Below are 17,391 nucleotides of genomic sequence, written 5' to 3' on the forward strand. Positions count from 1 at the left end.
TATGAAGAAACTTTTATATTATATAGTATTAATTTGTGTAATCCCACTTTCGTATGGACAACAGGACATGCAAAAGATTGAGGAACAAATTAATGCATATGCAGAAGATACTCCCGAACTTAATGAAACTATACAGATTGATGTTTCGGGGCTTACACTATATGATTTTCTAACATCTGTTGCTATAGAGCACAAGCTAAATATAAGTGCAGATCCAGATCTTAATCAGATTGTTTCCAGTAGTTTTTTTAATGTTCCTGTTAAGGATGTGTTTCTTTTTGTGATTAAAAAATATAATCTAAGTATAGAGTTTATAAACAAGATCATTGTTTTTAAGAAAACTATAAAACCAAAAGAACTTCCTAAACCAAAAGTGCTTAAAGAAATTGACGTCACTTACAATAGCCAAAATGATTTTTTAGCTATAAAACTTAAAAATGATTCTTTACCTCGCGTAGCTCAAAAGATTACTGATGTATCAGGCAAAAATGTAATCTTAGGCCCTAATGTGAAAAACGAAAAAATTTCTGCTTATATCTTAAATAGACCATTTGATCAGGTAATGGAGATGATGGCTAAATCTAATAGATTAATAATCACTAAAGATGATAATGGGTTTTACTATATAGAAAAAGATCAAGTACTACCGGCAGGTACCACTACTGGATCATCTAGGAAAGGTAAAAAAACCAGAACTCCAGAGTCATCTGCAGAAATAACGGTTCTACCAAGTGGATTTTTGAGTGTTCAGGCATTTGATGCCGATATTACTTCGTTAATATTAGAAGCAGCAGAAAAACTCAATGTAAACTATTTTATGTATGATAAACCTGCAGGAGCTACAACAACATTGGTGGTAAACGAAATTACTTTTGATGAGCTTTTGGATCATGTTTTTATGGGTAAAAACAGTACGTACAAAAAAACAGATGATTTTTACCTTATTGGAGATCAAAATGGAGAAGGTCTCAGAAGTACTGAGCTTATACAACTAGAGAATAGAACAATAGAAACTGTTTTAGAAACATTGCCCAAGGACTTAATAGAAAATGTAGAACTTAAGGAGTTTATAGAACTTAATGGATTCGTAGTTTCTGGCTCGAGACCAAGAATATTGGAGTTAAAAGAGTATATAAAACAAATTGATAAAGTGGTACCCATGATCCTTATAGAGGTACTCATAGTACAATATCAAAAAGGGTATGATATTCAAACCGGGATTAAAGCAGGAATTGATAAAAAAGAGAGAGTTACTTCTGGAGTTTTATTTCCACAAGCTGAAGTTAATTTAAATTCATCTTCTGTAAATAAATTGATTGATGCCTTTAATGGGTTTGGTATTTTTAACCTTGGTAAAGTAGCAAAAGACTTTTATCTTAATTTAAGAGCGCTAGAAAATAATTCTATAATCCGATTACAATCGACTCCCAAGATTTCTACACTAAGCGGTCATGAAGCAAAAATTTCTATCGGAGAAACTAATTATTACTTCGAACAAAATAATAGGTTAATTAATAATGGAGTAGGTAGTGATATTTTGCAGTCAGGTCAATGGAAAGCTACAGATGCTAATTTAAGTGTTAATATAAAACCTTTTGTTTCTAAAGATGAACAAATAACACTAACTATTGTTGTAGAAAAGAGTGCTTTTTTAGGAAGAGCAGGAGAGAACGCTCCACCAGGAAAATCGACCCAGCAGTTTGAGTCTCTGGTTCGAGTACGAAATGGTGAAATGATACTTCTTGGAGGATTAGATGAATTAGAAAAAGAAAACTCTGGAACAGGAACACCATTATTATCTAGAATACCAATAATAAAATGGTTTTTTAGTAGTAAAACCAAGAAAAAGAAGAAGTCAAAACTACATGTATTTATAAAACCGACTGTTGTTTACTAATGTTAGAGCAGATAAAAAATATTATTCTTAAGCCTTTTCAGGAAAAACAATATGCTATTGTAGGTGTAGTATTAGGGGATATCCCTATGTACAATGTGCTTATTATAGATAAGAAATCTGATGCCTTATCGATAGAAACTTCGTTTTCTACTGAGGACTTTAATGTTGTTAAAGATAAAGTGAATACATCGGTTCCCTTACTTCTTAATTTTTATGGAAAAGGTATTATAAACAAACAAGTTTCTGCAAAAGGAAACTATTTAAAAGAGGTATTGTTTAATGCTTCTATTGATGATTTCTATATTTATGAGCTACATCAAAGTCAACAAAATTTTATTTCAATTGTAAGAAAAGATGTTTTAGAAAAATTCTTTGCACTGTTTTTAGAAAATAAGTATTTGGTTGTAGATTATAGTATTGGCCCTTTTGTTGGAGTACTATTTAAAGGGTTGTCTAATGAGTCATCGATTATTTCTGCCGATTACGAATTGAGTTTTGATGAAAATTATTTGATTGGAACTCAGAAACTAGATGCTATTACCAAGGAATATGTCTTGGGAGAAGAGAGGATTAGCAATACTCAGGTTCCTTTGTTTTCTACACTACTTCATTATTTGTATCCTTCAGATGATTTTAGCTATGAAGCAGAGTTTTTAAAACAGAATAAAAAGGAAAATCTACTTAAAAAGACATTTAATACCGTAGCTACGGTACTGGGGATTTTTTTCCTATCAGCCTTATTGATTAGTTACTTGTTATTGAATTACTATAACGATAAATATGTAAGTTACGAATCTCAGTTATACAACCTTAATGATACTTATAATCAGGTTAAAAAGCTAGAAAACGAAAAGCAAAACAAAACAAAAATACTTCAGGAATCAGGTATCTTAAGCCAGAATTTTCTCTCTTTTTATATGTATCGTATTGTGAATTCTATTCCTAATAATGTGGGACTTAATAGTCTAAAGGTAAACCCTACACAGAAAAAGATTAAGAATTTTGAAAAAATAGTATTTGAAACAAATACCATTATTATTAATGGTAATTCTAGTTCGAGTATGCCAATTAATTCTTGGGTAAAAGAATTAAAGAAAGAAAAATGGATTTCCAAAATAGAGATTTTGGATTTTAGTAAGAGTAGAAATAAAAAAAGTGAGTTTACTTTAAAAATCGTTGTGAAATGAGCCATAATAACTTAGTTAATGCCGATCTAAATGGTTATTGGTGAATAATTCCATATGACCTGTAAAAAACAATAAAATAAACAGATGAAATAGTGTTTGCAAACCTAACATATAAACAAAAATTAATTGGACTTATAGCAATAGGAATATTGCTATTCATGGCAGCGAATAAAAGATCTTTTAAAATTACTCGACAGGCTTATGATCAGGTTCAACAATTAGAAGACAAATTAGAGTATGTAAATTCATCAACGACCGATGTTACTCAAACACAGGTAGAGTTAAAATTTTATGATAAAATAATAGGTAAACAGGGTATAGAGCCCGAAGAAATACAACAACAAATACTTGATTTTACATCATCTTATGATAATGTATATGTTTTTAACTTAGATGAAATTCATATAGCAGAGAGTAATGGTTTTAATGTAATTAGTAACCAGTTAACACTAGAAGGAGATTTTAATGCTTTGTTAGAAATTGTGTATGCATTTGAAAAAGAATTTAAGTTTTCAAATATTGTTAGCATTTCATTTACAAAAGAAAAAGAATTCCAAACACGGAAAAATAAATTAAGAGTAAAGATAATATTTCAGAATTATGAAAAAAATAGTTAGTATAGGCATAGTTTTTAGCAGTTTATTTCTGTTGATAGCGTGCGATGATGTTCTCGAAGAAGATATTACAGATGATTTGGTAACAACCGTAGCACCAAAGGATAAAAGTAATCTGGATGGTAATTCGGTTCAGTTTAGATGGGATGAATTAGGAGATGCAGATGATTATAGAATACAAGTAGTAGAAGAAGCCACACAAAGAAATGTGTTAGACTCATTAGTTAAGGGTAATAACTTTACATATGGGCTTAATCCCGGCGAATATAGCTGGAGGATACGAGGAGAAAATTTTGCGTATAGCACAGCCTATAGTTTTCCTATTTCTTTTACGCTTTCTGTATCAGACGATTTAACTAATCAAGATGTGTTTTTAACGTCACCATCAGAGAATTTTTACACGAATAAAGATGCTTTAATATTAACCTGGGATAGAATTCAGGCAGCAACTTCATATACTGTAATAGTAGATAAAACAATTCAGGGAAATACGGCTACCGAAATCCAAACTCCTGATTTAACCAATAATAATTTTACACTTAATTCTACAGTTTTAAGCGAAGATGCAATTTATACCTGGAAGGTTAAAGCAGTAAATACAAATAATAGTACTGAAACTGAATTCTCGACGAGAAAGATTTTTCTAGATACCGAAGTACCTAATCAACCTACATTGGCATCACCTAATAATGATGCAAAAGGATCATCTCCAATTACTTTTACCTGGAATATACCTAGTGATACAGGAGAAGTTCAATCTACATTATCTAGTGTTATAGAAGTAGCAACAGATAGTGGTTTTGCAACCATAATTGAAACTGTACCGACCAGTTCGAACTCTCAGGAAATAACATTTTCTAATTTAGGAGATTACTATTGGAGAGTGAGAATAGTGGATCAAGCAGGTAATAAAAGTACATATAGTGAAGTTAGAAAAATAACAGTTGAGTAAATAGAATATATCGAATTATAATTTTAGGCTAGTGAATAAAAAGATTTTAAATAGCGTTTTGATTTTTTTCATGCTTATCATCTGGGCAATTGTTTTTAATAAAATTTTCAACTTTTTTGGAAACAATATAGAGGAAGATAGCATGTCGGTCAATCCAATTACTATTGTAGATCCTAGAATGAATTTTTCAAAAGATACTTTTAATCTTAGAAAAATTGAAAGAGACCCTTTCTTAGGAAAGTATATGACTTCTAGAGCAAAAAAACGTAAGACAAGTACGAAATTAGTAACTAGACCTAAGAAAACAAATAGTGTTCCTAAAAATAATATCAAAAAACCATGGCCTAAATTAAGCTATCATGGTTATGTTAAAGGAGCCAAAAGTACTTCAGAATTAATCTTAATTAGAATGAATAATAAATTTTATAAGATTAGAGAAGGGGATATGCTAGAAGATATTTCAGTAAAAAAAATCTATAGAGATTCTATAATAATAAAAAGAAGTAAGGAAAATAAAACCGTATTAAAAAGTAAATAACACCTGGGTATAATTTGGTATTATGCCCAGAATACTTTCTATACTTTAGAAAGTATACCACACACCATCACTTTGCTCCATATATTCTAAAAAATACATTCTTAACCCTGAGTTCGGAGCAAAAAAACTGCGTCAGGTCGAGTGTTTTATTGGCTTGCAAAGACAAGAAAATGTATCGAGAATAAGCTGTTTTCCAACAAAAACCTAATCTCGATACAATTTTTCTTCATTACATTTCTAAAAATCACTCGATTTGACGATTTTTATTGCCCTCTAAATTTAGATCGAACTTAAACTCTTTAAAAAAAGCTTCTATTGATTTTAATAATTAATTAGATTGTTAAGATGTTATTTTTCGATAAAAGTTTCGACTTATAATACACCAATCAAACGATTATCGTGTTTACAGAATTTACACCAGAAATAAATAAAGTATACTTTATAAATCAATATACTTTTTTCCAGGTTTTATCTGGTAGTGGTGGTATTCAAGTTGATTTTAAGAATTACTTCGATTGGCAAAATAAAGCCATTTATCTCGAAAAAGGACAATACATAAAATTTCTCTCAGACGACTTCTTGATTCAAAAAATTGAATTTCCTGATGAAACGGTTTTTAGAAATAAAGAGTTTAGAGTGTTATTTAAACATCTTATTTCTTTGGGGTACATAAATTTTGATGAATCCAATGATTTCCAAAAAATAACAAATCAAATTGACTATGATATAGCAGTAGATCGCATCATAGATGTTTCTGCAGAACAATGGTATTATCAGAATCCATTTCAGGCAAATAGAGAGGAGTACCGTGTTATTTTTGATACAAAGGATGTTATTGATACGCAATATTCTAGTAATATTAATAATAGAGAACTCACGGCTTTGATTGATGAAAACGGATATAATATTCAGTCTTTGATAAAAAATAAAATAGGAATTTCTTTAAAATCTCTGTTATCGGGTAAAAAGCTATTAGAAAGTAAAAAAGAGATTGCTTTTACAGATAAAAGTATTAAAGAGATATCTTATGATTTAGGGTACAATGACCCGGCATATTTTACCAGAGTTTTTAAAAATAATGTTGGTAGGAACCCTCAAGAATTTAGAGAGAATTTTGATTATCAAAATAGAGATCTTTTCTCTCAGAGTATAATCGAACTTCTTCAGCAATATCATACCAAAGAGAGAACACTTGATTTTTATGCCTCAAAAATGAATCTTTCTCCAAAAGTACTTTCCAGGAAAGTGAAAGATAAAATGCAAACTTCTCTGGGAAAACTTATTAGGCATGAGATGATTAATACATCAAAGTCTCTTTTAGCCAAAAGCCTTACTATTAAGGAAATTTCACTGGAGTTAGGTTTTGAAGAGCCTAATCATTTCTCTAACTTCTTTAAGCATTATACAGGAGAATCTCCGTCACATTTCAAGAATAAAAAGTACAAGAACTAGTCCTTTTTTTGTAGCTCTCTTTCCTTGATATATCCAGAAATTTGTAGTGTAATTACAAAACAATATTTGTTTAATCATTTAAAAATAAAAACAATGGATATTAAAGCATTAGCTACAGAAATGGATAGTATTGTTACACAAGGAGCAATAGTAGATGCAGTAAAACAATTTTTTGCTGAGGATGCTACAACCTCAGATTACAATAATCTTACCACCAAAAACAAAGCACAAATGGTAGAAAAAATGGAAGGTTTTGCCAATTCTATTAAAAAAGTAAACGGTATCACTCATCACCATACGATAGTAGACGGTAATGTTTCAGCTTCAGAATTCACATTTGATTTCGAGATGACCGATAATAGTACAATTTATTGGCATGAAATCATTAGACGAGTATGGAACAATGACGGACAGGTTGTACAAGAAGAATATTTTAATGCTTAAGATAAAAAAAATGAAAACTTTAAAAAATATAAAAATAACATTAGTAGTAATGATAATGGCAACTATGACTACTATTGCGCAGGATAAGAAAGGAAATAATATTGATAACAGCAATATAGCTTTGCAAGGGTATAGTCCTGTATCATATCTGGATCTCGGTATTGCACAACGAGGAAACAAAGAATATAAATCTGAACATGAGAAGGTTGTGTATTATTTTACATCTAAAGAGCAAAAATCCAAATTTGATAAAAACCCTAAACACTACTTACCAGAGTATGGAGGATTCTGTGCATTTGGAGTATATGCTGGTGCTAAGTTTAGACCAGACCCAAATAAGTTTGTAGTAAAAGATGGAAAATACTTTTTGTTTTTATACAACATAGAGCTAGACGCACAACAATTATGGCTTGCAGAAAACAATCATAAAAAATTAGTTGCAAAAGCTAATGGTAATTGGGAGAAGCTTCGTAATACATATAATTAGAGGTTTTGATACTTTTCTTTAGTCTAGTAGAAAAGTTCTAACCGGTGTGATTAGTTTTTCTTTTGGAGAACACCTTGGCTAATTCGTTAGGGTGTTCTTTTATGAATGAGATAAAACATCAAACAAATCTTAAATAAGTAAAGTGAAACCATATTATTTTATAATTTACTAATCAATTTATAAAACGTAATATCGATTATGCAAAAATTATTGTCTTTGATTTCAAAATGTAATGAATGTGCAGCACAATTAGAATTAGGGCCAAGACCAATAGTTTCAGCACATACTCATAGTAAAATAGTAATCATTGGGCAGGCTCCCGGAAGTATTGTTCACAAGTCGGGAATCCCATGGGATGATAAAAGCGGGAAGAATTTAAGAGCCTGGATGGGAATTGATGATGAGACGTTTTATAATTCACAAAAAATTGCACTTGTACCTATGGGGTTTTGTTACCCGGGAAAAGGGAAATCCGGAGATCTCCCCCCTACAAAAAAATGTGCTCCCCTGTGGCATCAAAAACTTTTGACCAAAATAGAAAACGTAGAGCTTGTACTACTCATTGGCAGATATGCTCAAGAGTATTATCTGGGTGATCGATTAAAAAGAACACTAACAGATACGGTAAAGAATTACAAAGAATATTTGCCAGATTATTTTGTATTACCACATCCTTCGCCAAGAAATAATATTTGGCAGGCAAAAAATGAATGGTATAAAAAAGAGGTTATACCTCGGTTACAACTACAAGTTCAATCAATTCTTAAGTAATTCGTATAAGAGTTCTGGTTTTATTTGATGATTATCAACTCATTTCATCAAAATTAAACAGTGGTGCTAAAATGTAATAGCAATTTTCCCTATGGTTTTTCCAGATTCTAATTTTTGATGAGCTTCTTTGAGGTTTGCAGTTGTAAAACCAGTAAGGGTGCTATTGAGTGTTGATTTAATTTCATTGTTTTCAAGCATTGTAGCTATTTTGTTTAAGATATGATGTTGTTCAATCATATCTTTTGTTTGATACATGGATCGTGTATACATTAACTCATAGGATAAGGTTATACTCTTAGATTTAAAAGACCCTATATTGATGTGGTTATCAGGAGATTCTGCAATAGTACATATGTGTCCCTGTGGGTCAATTAATTCGATTATGTTTTTCCAGTGGTCAGAAGTTCCCGAAAAATTTAGGATGTAGTTTACGGTATTGATTCCTAATGCATGTACTTCTTCAATGAGGTTATGATGATTAACAACATGGTCGGCCCCCATATTTTGGCACCATAAATGACTCTCAGGGCGAGAGGCGGTGGCTATAACAGTTAAATTGGTTAATTTTTTGGCTAATTGAGTTGCAATAGAGCCAACACCACCTGCACCGCTAATAATTAGTATAGTTTTTCCTTTTCCTTCTCCTGGAGTTAATTTTAGTCTGTCGAACAATACCTCCCAGGCAGTTAATGAAGTTAACGGCATGACTGCGGCTTCAGCATCAGAAATAGTATTCGGTTTTTTGCCTACTATACGCTCATCTACTAATTGATATTCGGCATTAGATCCTGGACGTGTAATATCTCCTGCATAAAACACTTCATCACCAGTTTTAAATAAGGTTACTTTGTCACCCACCGCTTCAACAATACCTATAGCATCCCAGCCTAATATTTTTGGAGAGTCTAATTCTTGATTTTGTACACTTCTTTGACGAACTTTATAATCCACAGGATTCATTCCTATTACTTTAATTTTTACCAATAGATCTTGTCCTTTTGGTACAGGTCGTTCTGTTTCGAACTGAATTAGGCTATTTTCCTCGCTTATTGGTAATGATTTTTTGATTCCTATTGCATTCATGTTATATATGTTTTAATAATTTATAGCAAATTTATACCTTTGTATAGATTGTTTAGTAGTATATTTTTTCGTTTTAAATGTAAAAATGCATAATCATGGATAAAAATAATCTATATGAACCTTTTTCGATAGCTTTTGAGACATTAGATCAATCTCCAGTGCATGAGCACAAAAACAGTTTTTTTGAATTGGTTTATATTTTATCTGGTACAGGAACTCAATGTGTAAATAAGAACGAATTTTTATATCATCCTGGGCATATGCTTTTATTAACTCCAACAGATATATCTTCTATAGAAATCAATACAACTACACAATTTTTCTTTTTGAGATTTAATGATATTTATATTAAATCAGGAAAGATAAGTGCTGATAATATTCAACGATTAGAGTTTATTTTAAAAAATGCAAATCATCAACCAGGCTGTATTTTAAGAAATCTTACAGACAAAACACTAGTTAAACCTATGGTAGAGGCTATGATACGCGAATATGTTAACAGGGACTTATACAACAAAGAAATCATACAGCAGTTAGTGAATACATTAATTGTTATTGTTGCGAGAAATATTGCAAAATATCTTCCTGATGTTATAGACGCAGGAACAGAAGAAAAAGCGATGAATATATTACAATATATACAAGAGAATATATATGATCCAACCAAATTGAGGACAGAGGAAATTTGTCATCAGTTTGGTATTTCTAAAACATATCTTGGCCGTTATTTTAAAAAACATACCAAAGAAACGCTACAGCAATATATTACTAATTACCGGATTCGATTAATAGAAAACAGGCTTCAGTATAGTGATATGCGCATAACTGAAATTACTGATGAACTAGGCTTTACAGATGTTAGTCATTTGAATAAATTTTTTAAAAAAAATAAAGGGATTAGCCCCACGAGGTATAGGAAGGAACTTATATAAAGTTGTTATTATTTTACCGTATAAAACCTATATGCCATTTTTTCTGAAATATATACAAATCACAATTTCCTGTAAAAAATATGCGCATCTACATATCCTTTTTCAAAATGCCTAAACCCACCAGGTATTGTTCCTATAATCTCAAACCCATTGGCTAACCATACTTTTATTGCAGGTTTATTAGTGCTAACTACCAGATTAAACTGCATTGCATAATACCCTAGCTTTTTTGCTGCATCAATAGAGTGAGCACAAAGCTTATGACCAAGACCCATTCCTCTTTTTTGACTGTCAACCATATATGAAGCATTTGCAATATGGTCTCCATAACCCGGTTGATTAGGTTTTAAAATATATGCACCTATAATTTCTTTTTCTACTTCTGCGACAAAACAATTATTATTTAGATTTACCCAACTGTTTTCAATGTGTTCTCGGGAAAAACCATCATCATATGGAAAATAGATTTTTTGATCTACAACTACTTTCCACAGACTCCAAATTCTTTCCAGATCTTTATTATATGCAGGTCGAATATGTATTTCAGCTTTTTTCATTATAATTTTAGTTATAATTAATTTTTTAAATCATTTATGATAACTTCTCGTATCGTCATTTTCATAATATGCTAATTTAAATCTGTATTCTGCTCATAATGTTCCAAAATCATTTGGAAGAAAATTTTAGAAGCTTTTTTTTGATAGTTGCCTTTAAGATACCGTATTGCAGATCGTAATTTAAGTTTCTTTTTGTTTATAGGAATACTTTTGAGGGTAGGTAAATATTGTGTAGTCGATTTTGTAAGAACAGTTGCCCATTTTCCGGTTTCAATAAGTCGAATTAAGGTAGGAATATGGTTTAATTCTATTTGATATTGATATGGAAGTTCGTTTGTTCTAAACGCTTTATCCAGAACTTTTCTGGTTGTAAACCCCTCTGCAGGTACAGCTAGCTCCATAGTATTAAGCTCTTCGATACTGATTTGTTTTTTATTAGCTAACCGATGTGATTCGTGTACTACCAACATTAAATAGGATTGAAATAATGGAATAGTAGTAATCATCTTATCATCTGTTGCTTTATTAAAGGATAAAATAAAATCCAACATACCCGATTTGAGTTTTTCCATTAATTCATCTGATGTGCCAAAGAAAGCCTTAACCTGTATTGAAGGGAATTTTGTAGAAAAGGATATCAGTGTTTCTGTAAACAAATTAGTTAAACCATAGGTTACTCCGATATGTAAAGTTCCCGATTGCAGGTTTTGTAAATCTTCTATTAATTGTTTGGCATTTTCAGCGTTTTTAAGAGTATGCCGGGCACGGGTTAAAAATAATGAACCAGCCTCTGTGAGCTGTATTCTCTTTCCTATTCTATCAAAAAGAGGAACTCCTAATTCCTGTTCTAAAAGCTTTATTTGCTGCGAAAGTGCACTTTGTGTTATGAATACTTTATGAGAGGCTTCTGTAAAATTTAAACACTCTGCTGCTTTAACAAAATAGTTTAACTGGCGTAATTCCATTATTAATAAGTTTTACTAATGTATATGATAAGAAAATAACGTTTTACTAATGTAAAAATAATTTTGAACTTTGTACTTCAAATCTTTTATAACTTATAAGAAAGAGGAGGTAAATAAAGAAATGAAAACAAAAGCAGAAAGAAATACAAGACGTTATAAAGAGATTCGAAAAGCGATCTTTATTCCTGGTTTGGCTGCTTTTTCACAGTTTTATATGTTTCAGCCATTATTACCATCATTAAGCGAAAGTTTTTTAGTTTCTCCTGCTATCAGTAGCTTGGTTGTCTCGTCTTCTATGATTGGTATTGCTTTAGGGCTTTTTATGTTTGCTTTTTATGCAGATATCCTACATCGCAAAAAATTAATGCTGATTGCTTTATTTCTATCCTCATTAATCACGATACTCTCGGCAATCTCATGGAATTTTAATGTACTGGTCGTTTTTGGTTTCATAAAAGGATTTTTATTATCAGGAGTGATAGCAGTTGCTATTGTTTATATTTCTGAAGAAGTTGAGATAGGAGATGTAGGGATTGTCATTGGGATATATTTAGCCGGAAATGTATTAGGTGGTATGTGGGGGCGTGTAGTAGCAGGTTTAATTTCTAGTTGGTATGATTGGAGAATAGCGACATTGTTTATTGGAGGTGTAGGCGTGGTATTAAGTATCTTTTTTATGAGACTTTTACCACAATCCCTAAACTTTAATCCACAAAAAATTCAAACATTTCAAAAGCTAATGTATATGAAGAGCTTCCTTAAAAATCCATTATTTTTTGGAGTCTTTATTTTAATGATCCTAATGATGGGCACTTTTGTAAGTATCTATAATTATTTGAGTTTTAGACTGGAAATGCCTCCTTTTTCACTTCCTCATTATGTTATTTCGTTATTATTTCTAATCTATATTACAGGAGTAGGAGGAACAATAACAATTGGGGCATTGACACATCGAATTCACCCTTTTCGTATATTAAAAATCTTATTAGTGTTATTTCTAATAGGAACATTAGGTTTACTAGTAGAAGAATTGTGGTTATTGGTGTTAGGTCTAAGCTTGCTTACTTTTAGTTTATTAGGGATCCAGACTGTGGTAAACAAGATAATATCTCAATATGCAGTTGAAGGAAAAAGCACTGCAAATTGCTTATACTTAATATGCCAGTATATGGGAGCAGGTGGTATAGGAAGTTTAACTGGGCATATAGTATCAAAATGGGGGTGGTCTAATTTTATTTTTACTTTAATTGGATTCATTCTTTTTTCATTACTATTATTTATAATATGTGCCAGGCAGTATACTAATACGTTTAAATTAACAAAAGAAATTTCTTAAGAAAGATCATAAAAATATTATAGTCTAGTTTTAAAGAATAAATTTATTTATCATGCTAAAATCTAATTACTTATTATTTATAATTCCGGCATTAATATGGGGGTCTACTTGGTATATCATTAAATACCAGTTAGGAACTGTAGATCCTATAGTTTCTGTTGCCTATCGATTTGGATTAGGCGGTATTATATTATTGGGGTATTCTAAGATTAGAAAACTTCCACTATCATTTACAAAGCAGCAACACTTTTTTATTGCTTTACAAGGGATTCTACTATTTGGAACAAATTATTGGTTAGTATACTTATCAGAACAATATCTAAGTAGTGGGTTAGTGGCTGTAGCATTTTCTACATTAATTTTTATGAATATAGTTTTTGGTGCAATATTTTTAGGAGATAAAATAAAAAAACAAATAATAATAGGGGCTGTCTTCGGGCTTTTAGGAACAGTTTTGATATACCAGACCGAGTTTAGAAAGGTGGATTTAACTAATGATCAAATCAAGGGATTGATATTTTGTATTTGCTCAATCATTTTTGCTTCATTAGGAAATATTACTTCTTCGAATAATCAACGCAAATTTAAACTCCCTGTTATTCAAACCAATGGTTTTGGGATGTTATATGGTGCTATAGCTATGTTATTAATAGCCTTGTTTAGCGGGAAATCGATAAGTTTTGATACTTCATTTTCTTATATTTCTTCACTAGCATATTTGACAATTTTTGGATCTATCATTGCGTTTACCTCTTATCTTACGTTAATAGGCAAAATTGGAGCAAGTAAAGCAGCCTACGTTATTGTAGTGATACCAGTAATTGCCTTAACTATTTCTACCATTTTTGAAGGATATAAACCAGATGTGTATGCTTTTATAGGGATTGTGCTTATTATTTTTGGAAATGTACTTGCATTGAGAAATAAAAAATAAGCTGATTAAATTCTTGTCGAGCTAAAGAAACTACATAAACAGACATCACAACATACTAATTTCCAGATTTGCTATATGAACCAGTCATCTGATAAATATTTTATTTGGTCTTTCTTTATCAAGAAAATTGTAAAGAAATTTAATAAGGAGGATAAAGAAAAATTTCTGGAAGAAATTAAGAAAAGGAAAGATTATATAGATTAAAAAACGATTCAAACCCTTTAAAAATGTTACTTTTGATTAAAAAGATAGTTTTTAATGTCTCGACATTATATTGCCAAAATCATACATAAGCCTTATCCATATCTATTTCATCCCAAAAGAAATTTGATAATCGCTTTTGTACTGGGAATGTTGATTTATATTATTAATGTATTAGCAGTAGACAAAAGTTATGTAGACATAAACTTTGTACTCTCAAAACCTTTCCTTTGTACACTAGCAGGATTAGTGACCTTTTTTAGTATTCTCTTAGTACTCGAAGTTATACCTCGGATATTTTTTAAGCCTGATTTAAAGGAAAACTGGACAGTAGGAAAAGAATGTCTTTTAATCGTTTCACTTCTTTTTGTAATTGCTATATTTAATAATATACTGTCTCTTATGATTAGTAAGGAGCCTTCTAACAATATAATACTACATTTTTTAAACTCATCGCTATATGTTATTCTTCTAGGCATTGTCCCGGCTTTTCTTCTTGTTTGGCTTAATTATACCATTCTTTTAAAAGAAAACTTAAAAAAAGTCTCCTTATACAATGAACAACTCGAATCTAGAATTATACATACAGAGAATGAAGTATCCGATATTATTAATATACAAACCAGTAATAAAAACGAAATCATTGAGCTTGATATAAATGCCTTTTTATTCGCTAAATCAGAAGGTAATTATGTAGATGTTTTTACAAAAACACTTAGTGAAGTAAAATGTAAACCATATCGGCTTACGATTCAAAAACTTGAAGAAGTACTTACTAATTATCCATTTATTATTAGTACACACCGGTCATATGTCGTTAATATAAGAAACATCAATACTACCACAGGCAACGCCAGAAATTATCGTATTAGTTTTGAAGGAGTTCCTCATGAAGTTCCTGTGTCAAGGAATAAATTTCAAACTTTCAAAGATGCCTTTACTATTAAAAAAGTGTAACCTTTGATGAGATTACACTTTTAAAAATTGTGATTATTTAATATATTATCTACAAGGCGTATCCGATACCTAACCCTACAAAAAATCGAGAATCGAAGTCCGCGGGCCTGTTTCTTCCTTTATCCAAAATTCCTTTTAAAGAGGCCCATGCAAATGCACTAACACTAAACTTATTAATGTTATAGCCAAGAGATTGAGAAAATCCATAATTAAAATATACATATTCATTTTTGTATTTTTCATATACCGAATACTGTGGTATTTTTAAAGTTCCTTTAGACTTCAAATGTGTTACTCCTATAAAAGGTTCTAGTGATAGGAATAGCTTTTTCTTATTAAAAGGGTAATAAGTGATGTCAAAAATAGAATACAACCCTATATCTCTTGTATGTCCATCTACGTAATCAGTAAATGAATTGTCTGTTTCATTTATGTAACTATTTTGATGAGCTGCACCATATGATAACGTAAAATGTTTGCTATCCAAGCACATTAATTTTCCTTTAAATATATAACCATAGTTTTTTCCATAACTGGTATTTAATATATCTTGAGTATATAAAAGTTCTAATTTCCATCGTTTTTGATTTGATTCTATGTTTTCTTTTTGTCCCTGAGCTAAAACTGGTAAGGAAAGAATAAACGAAAGGAATACTAAATAGTTTTTCATGATGTTGTATTTATAAAATGATGGATAATCCTTTTTTGAAAGTGACCATAGGACTGTTTCTATGAGAAATATTTTTTAATCTCTCATGATGTAGCATTAAACCAGTATAATACCGTTTACTTATTTTTTCCTTAAAGGCGTTAAAAAAAAGATTGATCGAAGCTCCTTCTAAATCTCCAACAGTTATATAAAGATTTTTATTTAGTGAATCATGGGTGTCAAAGTAGTGCTGTTCTAAATGGAGTAAATATGCATTATACCACATAAGATTTGAGCTTGCTGCAATAATATTATCAAAAGGGTTGGGTTGATCTTGTTGAAATAATGTATACAAAGCAAGATATCCACCTAAAGAATGGCCAAATAGTGTCTTATCGATACTTTTAATCTCAAGCTCATTTTCAATATGAATAATAAGTTCGTTATTTATAAAATTGATAAATTCTTTTGCACCTCCAGAAGCTCCCGAAAAATTACTGTCTTCGGGATACGAGTAATCTGTTCCCCTTCGATTTTTATTGGCATATCCTATTCCTATAAGAATGATATCGTCTCTACTTGATTCTGCAACGATATCTGCAGCTTCTTTAAAATAATCATCACCATCTAGCATATAGATTGTATGATAGCTATTTGAAGGGGCATAAGCCTGGGGATACAAAACATGTATACTGTATGTTGTATTTGTGTACTTTGATGTAATAGAAAAAGGGTGATTGTTTTTTATTGAAGAAAGGTTTTCTTTCTCACAACTGTTTAGGCCCAATATGCCAATGATTAAACACAGAAAACCTATAGAGTTCTGAATGATTTTTTTCATAATGATTCTTGTTTTTTAAATTTCTAATGACAGCAAAAGTATTTTTGAAACCTTTATACACTGCTTATAGAAAGGGAATTGGTACGAAGTGTCATCTTTTTGTGATGTACTGGAGTCTTAGATAGAAGATAGATCCATTTAGAAAAAGGAGAAGTGAATTATGATAAGAATATATTGATGATTACTTTCTAAATATTTGTAGAAAAACATATTCTAAGATATCTAGAAGTTTATAAAAACAAAAAAGCCATACTAATAAAAGTATGGCTTTTTGTGAGCCCGATAGGATTCGAACCTATGACCGCCTCCTTAGAAGGGAGGTGCTCTATCCAGCTGAGCTACGAGCCCGTAACTCTAAAAAGTCGGGGTGGCAGGATTCGAACCTGCGACCTCCGCGTCCCAAACGCGGCGCGATAACCGGGCTACGCTACACCCCGAATCATAAAAAATAAAGCGGAGAGACTGGGATTCGAACCCAGGCAACACTTGCGCGTTGACAGATTAGCAATCTGCTCCATTACCACTCTGGCACCTCTCCTATAAATTTTTTGTTATGAACGTCGCATTTAATATTTCAAATGCGGATGCAAATGT

At 31.0% G+C, this 17,391-nt stretch carries 18 protein-coding genes and 3 tRNA genes; 13 read left to right on the forward strand and 8 right to left on the reverse strand.

Going from position 1 to position 17,391, the window contains the following annotated elements:
* Position 1: 1 nt before the first annotated feature.
* The 9 genes from AAFU52_RS18255 to AAFU52_RS18295 all read left to right on the forward strand — a co-directional run bounded on the left by AAFU52_RS18255 (position 2) and on the right by AAFU52_RS18295 (position 8,342).
* Entirely contained in the window at positions 2-1,897 is a 1,896-nt protein-coding gene (locus AAFU52_RS18255) for a type II secretion system protein GspD (protein WP_438422973.1), read from the forward strand.
* Positions 1,897-3,084 (forward strand): PilN domain-containing protein, encoded by a 1,188-nt coding sequence (locus tag AAFU52_RS18260; protein WP_024771094.1) that lies wholly within the window; start codon positions 1,897-1,899, stop codon positions 3,082-3,084. Before AAFU52_RS18255 ends, AAFU52_RS18260 begins: the two co-directional genes overlap by 1 nt.
* Positions 3,085-3,176: 92 nt before the next feature.
* Positions 3,177-3,701: a hypothetical protein gene (locus AAFU52_RS18265; protein WP_438422974.1), complete on the forward strand. Its 525-nt coding sequence runs from the start codon at positions 3,177-3,179 to the stop codon at positions 3,699-3,701.
* Positions 3,685-4,650, forward strand: a complete 966-nt coding sequence (locus tag AAFU52_RS18270; protein ID WP_438422976.1) for a hypothetical protein — start codon at positions 3,685-3,687, stop codon at positions 4,648-4,650. Before AAFU52_RS18265 ends, AAFU52_RS18270 begins: the two co-directional genes overlap by 17 nt.
* A gap of 31 nt (positions 4,651-4,681) precedes the next feature.
* Positions 4,682-5,188 carry a hypothetical protein gene (locus AAFU52_RS18275; RefSeq protein ID WP_438422977.1) on the forward strand — a complete coding sequence of 169 codons (507 nt, stop codon included), beginning with the start codon at positions 4,682-4,684 and terminating at the stop codon, positions 5,186-5,188.
* Positions 5,189-5,587: 399 nt separating this feature from the next.
* Complete coding sequence (locus AAFU52_RS18280) at positions 5,588-6,640, forward strand: helix-turn-helix domain-containing protein (protein WP_438422978.1); 1,053 nt, start codon at positions 5,588-5,590, stop codon at positions 6,638-6,640.
* A 93-nt stretch (positions 6,641-6,733) separates the two neighbouring features.
* Positions 6,734-7,084 carry a hypothetical protein gene (locus AAFU52_RS18285; protein WP_438422979.1) on the forward strand — a complete coding sequence of 117 codons (351 nt, stop codon included), beginning with the start codon at positions 6,734-6,736 and terminating at the stop codon, positions 7,082-7,084.
* A 10-nt stretch (positions 7,085-7,094) separates the two neighbouring features.
* Positions 7,095-7,571: a YHS domain-containing (seleno)protein gene (locus tag AAFU52_RS18290; protein WP_438422980.1), complete on the forward strand. Its 477-nt coding sequence runs from the start codon at positions 7,095-7,097 to the stop codon at positions 7,569-7,571.
* A gap of 198 nt (positions 7,572-7,769) precedes the next feature.
* A complete protein-coding gene (locus AAFU52_RS18295) occupies positions 7,770-8,342 on the forward strand; it encodes a uracil-DNA glycosylase family protein (protein ID WP_438422981.1) in 573 nt (190 codons plus the stop codon).
* A gap of 66 nt (positions 8,343-8,408) precedes the next feature.
* Here the strand turns inward: AAFU52_RS18295 and AAFU52_RS18300 are convergent, their stop codons facing one another.
* Entirely contained in the window at positions 8,409-9,425 is a 1,017-nt protein-coding gene (locus tag AAFU52_RS18300; RefSeq protein WP_438422982.1) for a zinc-binding alcohol dehydrogenase family protein, read from the reverse strand.
* A gap of 95 nt (positions 9,426-9,520) precedes the next feature.
* Here AAFU52_RS18300 and AAFU52_RS18305 point away from each other — a divergent pair, with 95 nt between their 5' ends.
* Entirely contained in the window at positions 9,521-10,357 is an 837-nt protein-coding gene (locus AAFU52_RS18305) for an AraC family transcriptional regulator (protein WP_438422983.1), read from the forward strand.
* A gap of 59 nt (positions 10,358-10,416) precedes the next feature.
* On the opposite strand, the gene AAFU52_RS18310 is transcribed toward AAFU52_RS18305, so the two are convergent.
* Positions 10,417-10,914, reverse strand: a complete 498-nt coding sequence (locus tag AAFU52_RS18310; protein WP_438422984.1) for a GNAT family N-acetyltransferase — start codon at positions 10,912-10,914, stop codon at positions 10,417-10,419.
* 71 nt (positions 10,915-10,985) lie between these two features.
* Positions 10,986-11,879, reverse strand: coding sequence for a LysR family transcriptional regulator (locus tag AAFU52_RS18315; RefSeq protein ID WP_438422985.1), 894 nt, complete (start codon positions 11,877-11,879; stop codon positions 10,986-10,988).
* A gap of 121 nt (positions 11,880-12,000) precedes the next feature.
* Between AAFU52_RS18315 and AAFU52_RS18320 the strand changes: the two genes are divergently transcribed.
* The 3 genes from AAFU52_RS18320 (at position 12,001) to AAFU52_RS18330 (ending at position 15,307) form a co-directional block, all read left to right on the forward strand.
* A complete protein-coding gene (locus tag AAFU52_RS18320) occupies positions 12,001-13,215 on the forward strand; it encodes an MFS transporter (protein ID WP_438422986.1) in 1,215 nt (404 codons plus the stop codon).
* Between the two features lie 52 nt (positions 13,216-13,267).
* Positions 13,268-14,149 carry a DMT family transporter gene (locus tag AAFU52_RS18325; protein WP_438422987.1) on the forward strand — a complete coding sequence of 294 codons (882 nt, stop codon included), beginning with the start codon at positions 13,268-13,270 and terminating at the stop codon, positions 14,147-14,149.
* Positions 14,150-14,407: 258 nt separating this feature from the next.
* The gene (locus AAFU52_RS18330) at positions 14,408-15,307 is read left to right on the forward strand and encodes a LytTR family DNA-binding domain-containing protein (RefSeq protein ID WP_438422989.1); all 900 of its coding nucleotides are present in this window, start codon (positions 14,408-14,410) and stop codon (positions 15,305-15,307) included.
* Positions 15,308-15,356: 49 nt separating this feature from the next.
* On the opposite strand, the gene AAFU52_RS18335 is transcribed toward AAFU52_RS18330, so the two are convergent.
* The 5 genes from AAFU52_RS18335 to AAFU52_RS18355 form a co-directional block, all read right to left on the reverse strand.
* Positions 15,357-15,977, reverse strand: a complete 621-nt coding sequence (locus AAFU52_RS18335; RefSeq protein WP_438422991.1) for a hypothetical protein — start codon at positions 15,975-15,977, stop codon at positions 15,357-15,359.
* 10 nt (positions 15,978-15,987) lie between these two features.
* Complete coding sequence (locus AAFU52_RS18340) at positions 15,988-16,797, reverse strand: alpha/beta hydrolase (protein ID WP_438422992.1); 810 nt, start codon at positions 16,795-16,797, stop codon at positions 15,988-15,990.
* 274 nt (positions 16,798-17,071) lie between these two features.
* Positions 17,072-17,145, reverse strand: a tRNA-Arg gene (locus tag AAFU52_RS18345).
* 14 nt (positions 17,146-17,159) lie between these two features.
* Positions 17,160-17,234: transfer RNA gene (locus AAFU52_RS18350), tRNA-Pro, on the reverse strand.
* Between the two features lie 17 nt (positions 17,235-17,251).
* A tRNA-Ser gene (locus tag AAFU52_RS18355) sits at positions 17,252-17,335 on the reverse strand.
* Positions 17,336-17,391: the final 56 nt, after the last annotated feature.

Origin of the sequence: Aquimarina macrocephali, assembly GCF_051627225.1 — a bacterium.
Taxonomy (GTDB): Bacteria; Bacteroidota; Bacteroidia; order Flavobacteriales; family Flavobacteriaceae; genus Aquimarina; species Aquimarina macrocephali.

What these genes read in the sequence shown, in the direction of transcription:
- AAFU52_RS18255 (WP_438422973.1), top strand. Translation starts at nt 2, where the DNA reads ATGAAGAAACTTTTATATTATATAGTATTAATTTGTGTAATCCCACTT.
- AAFU52_RS18260 (WP_024771094.1), top strand. Translation starts at nt 1,897, where the DNA reads ATGTTAGAGCAGATAAAAAATATTATTCTTAAGCCTTTTCAGGAAAAA.
- AAFU52_RS18270 (WP_438422976.1), top strand. Translation starts at nt 3,685, where the DNA reads ATGAAAAAAATAGTTAGTATAGGCATAGTTTTTAGCAGTTTATTTCTG.
- AAFU52_RS18285 (WP_438422979.1), top strand. Translation starts at nt 6,734, where the DNA reads ATGGATATTAAAGCATTAGCTACAGAAATGGATAGTATTGTTACACAA.
- AAFU52_RS18290 (WP_438422980.1), top strand. Translation starts at nt 7,095, where the DNA reads ATGAAAACTTTAAAAAATATAAAAATAACATTAGTAGTAATGATAATG.
- AAFU52_RS18295 (WP_438422981.1), top strand. Translation starts at nt 7,770, where the DNA reads ATGCAAAAATTATTGTCTTTGATTTCAAAATGTAATGAATGTGCAGCA.
- AAFU52_RS18300 (WP_438422982.1), bottom strand. Translation starts at nt 9,425, where the DNA reads ATGAATGCAATAGGAATCAAAAAATCATTACCAATAAGCGAGGAAAAT.
- AAFU52_RS18305 (WP_438422983.1), top strand. Translation starts at nt 9,521, where the DNA reads ATGGATAAAAATAATCTATATGAACCTTTTTCGATAGCTTTTGAGACA.
- AAFU52_RS18310 (WP_438422984.1), bottom strand. Translation starts at nt 10,914, where the DNA reads ATGAAAAAAGCTGAAATACATATTCGACCTGCATATAATAAAGATCTG.
- AAFU52_RS18315 (WP_438422985.1), bottom strand. Translation starts at nt 11,879, where the DNA reads ATGGAATTACGCCAGTTAAACTATTTTGTTAAAGCAGCAGAGTGTTTA.
- AAFU52_RS18320 (WP_438422986.1), top strand. Translation starts at nt 12,001, where the DNA reads ATGAAAACAAAAGCAGAAAGAAATACAAGACGTTATAAAGAGATTCGA.
- AAFU52_RS18325 (WP_438422987.1), top strand. Translation starts at nt 13,268, where the DNA reads ATGCTAAAATCTAATTACTTATTATTTATAATTCCGGCATTAATATGG.
- AAFU52_RS18330 (WP_438422989.1), top strand. Translation starts at nt 14,408, where the DNA reads ATGTCTCGACATTATATTGCCAAAATCATACATAAGCCTTATCCATAT.
- AAFU52_RS18335 (WP_438422991.1), bottom strand. Translation starts at nt 15,977, where the DNA reads ATGAAAAACTATTTAGTATTCCTTTCGTTTATTCTTTCCTTACCAGTT.
- AAFU52_RS18340 (WP_438422992.1), bottom strand. Translation starts at nt 16,797, where the DNA reads ATGAAAAAAATCATTCAGAACTCTATAGGTTTTCTGTGTTTAATCATT.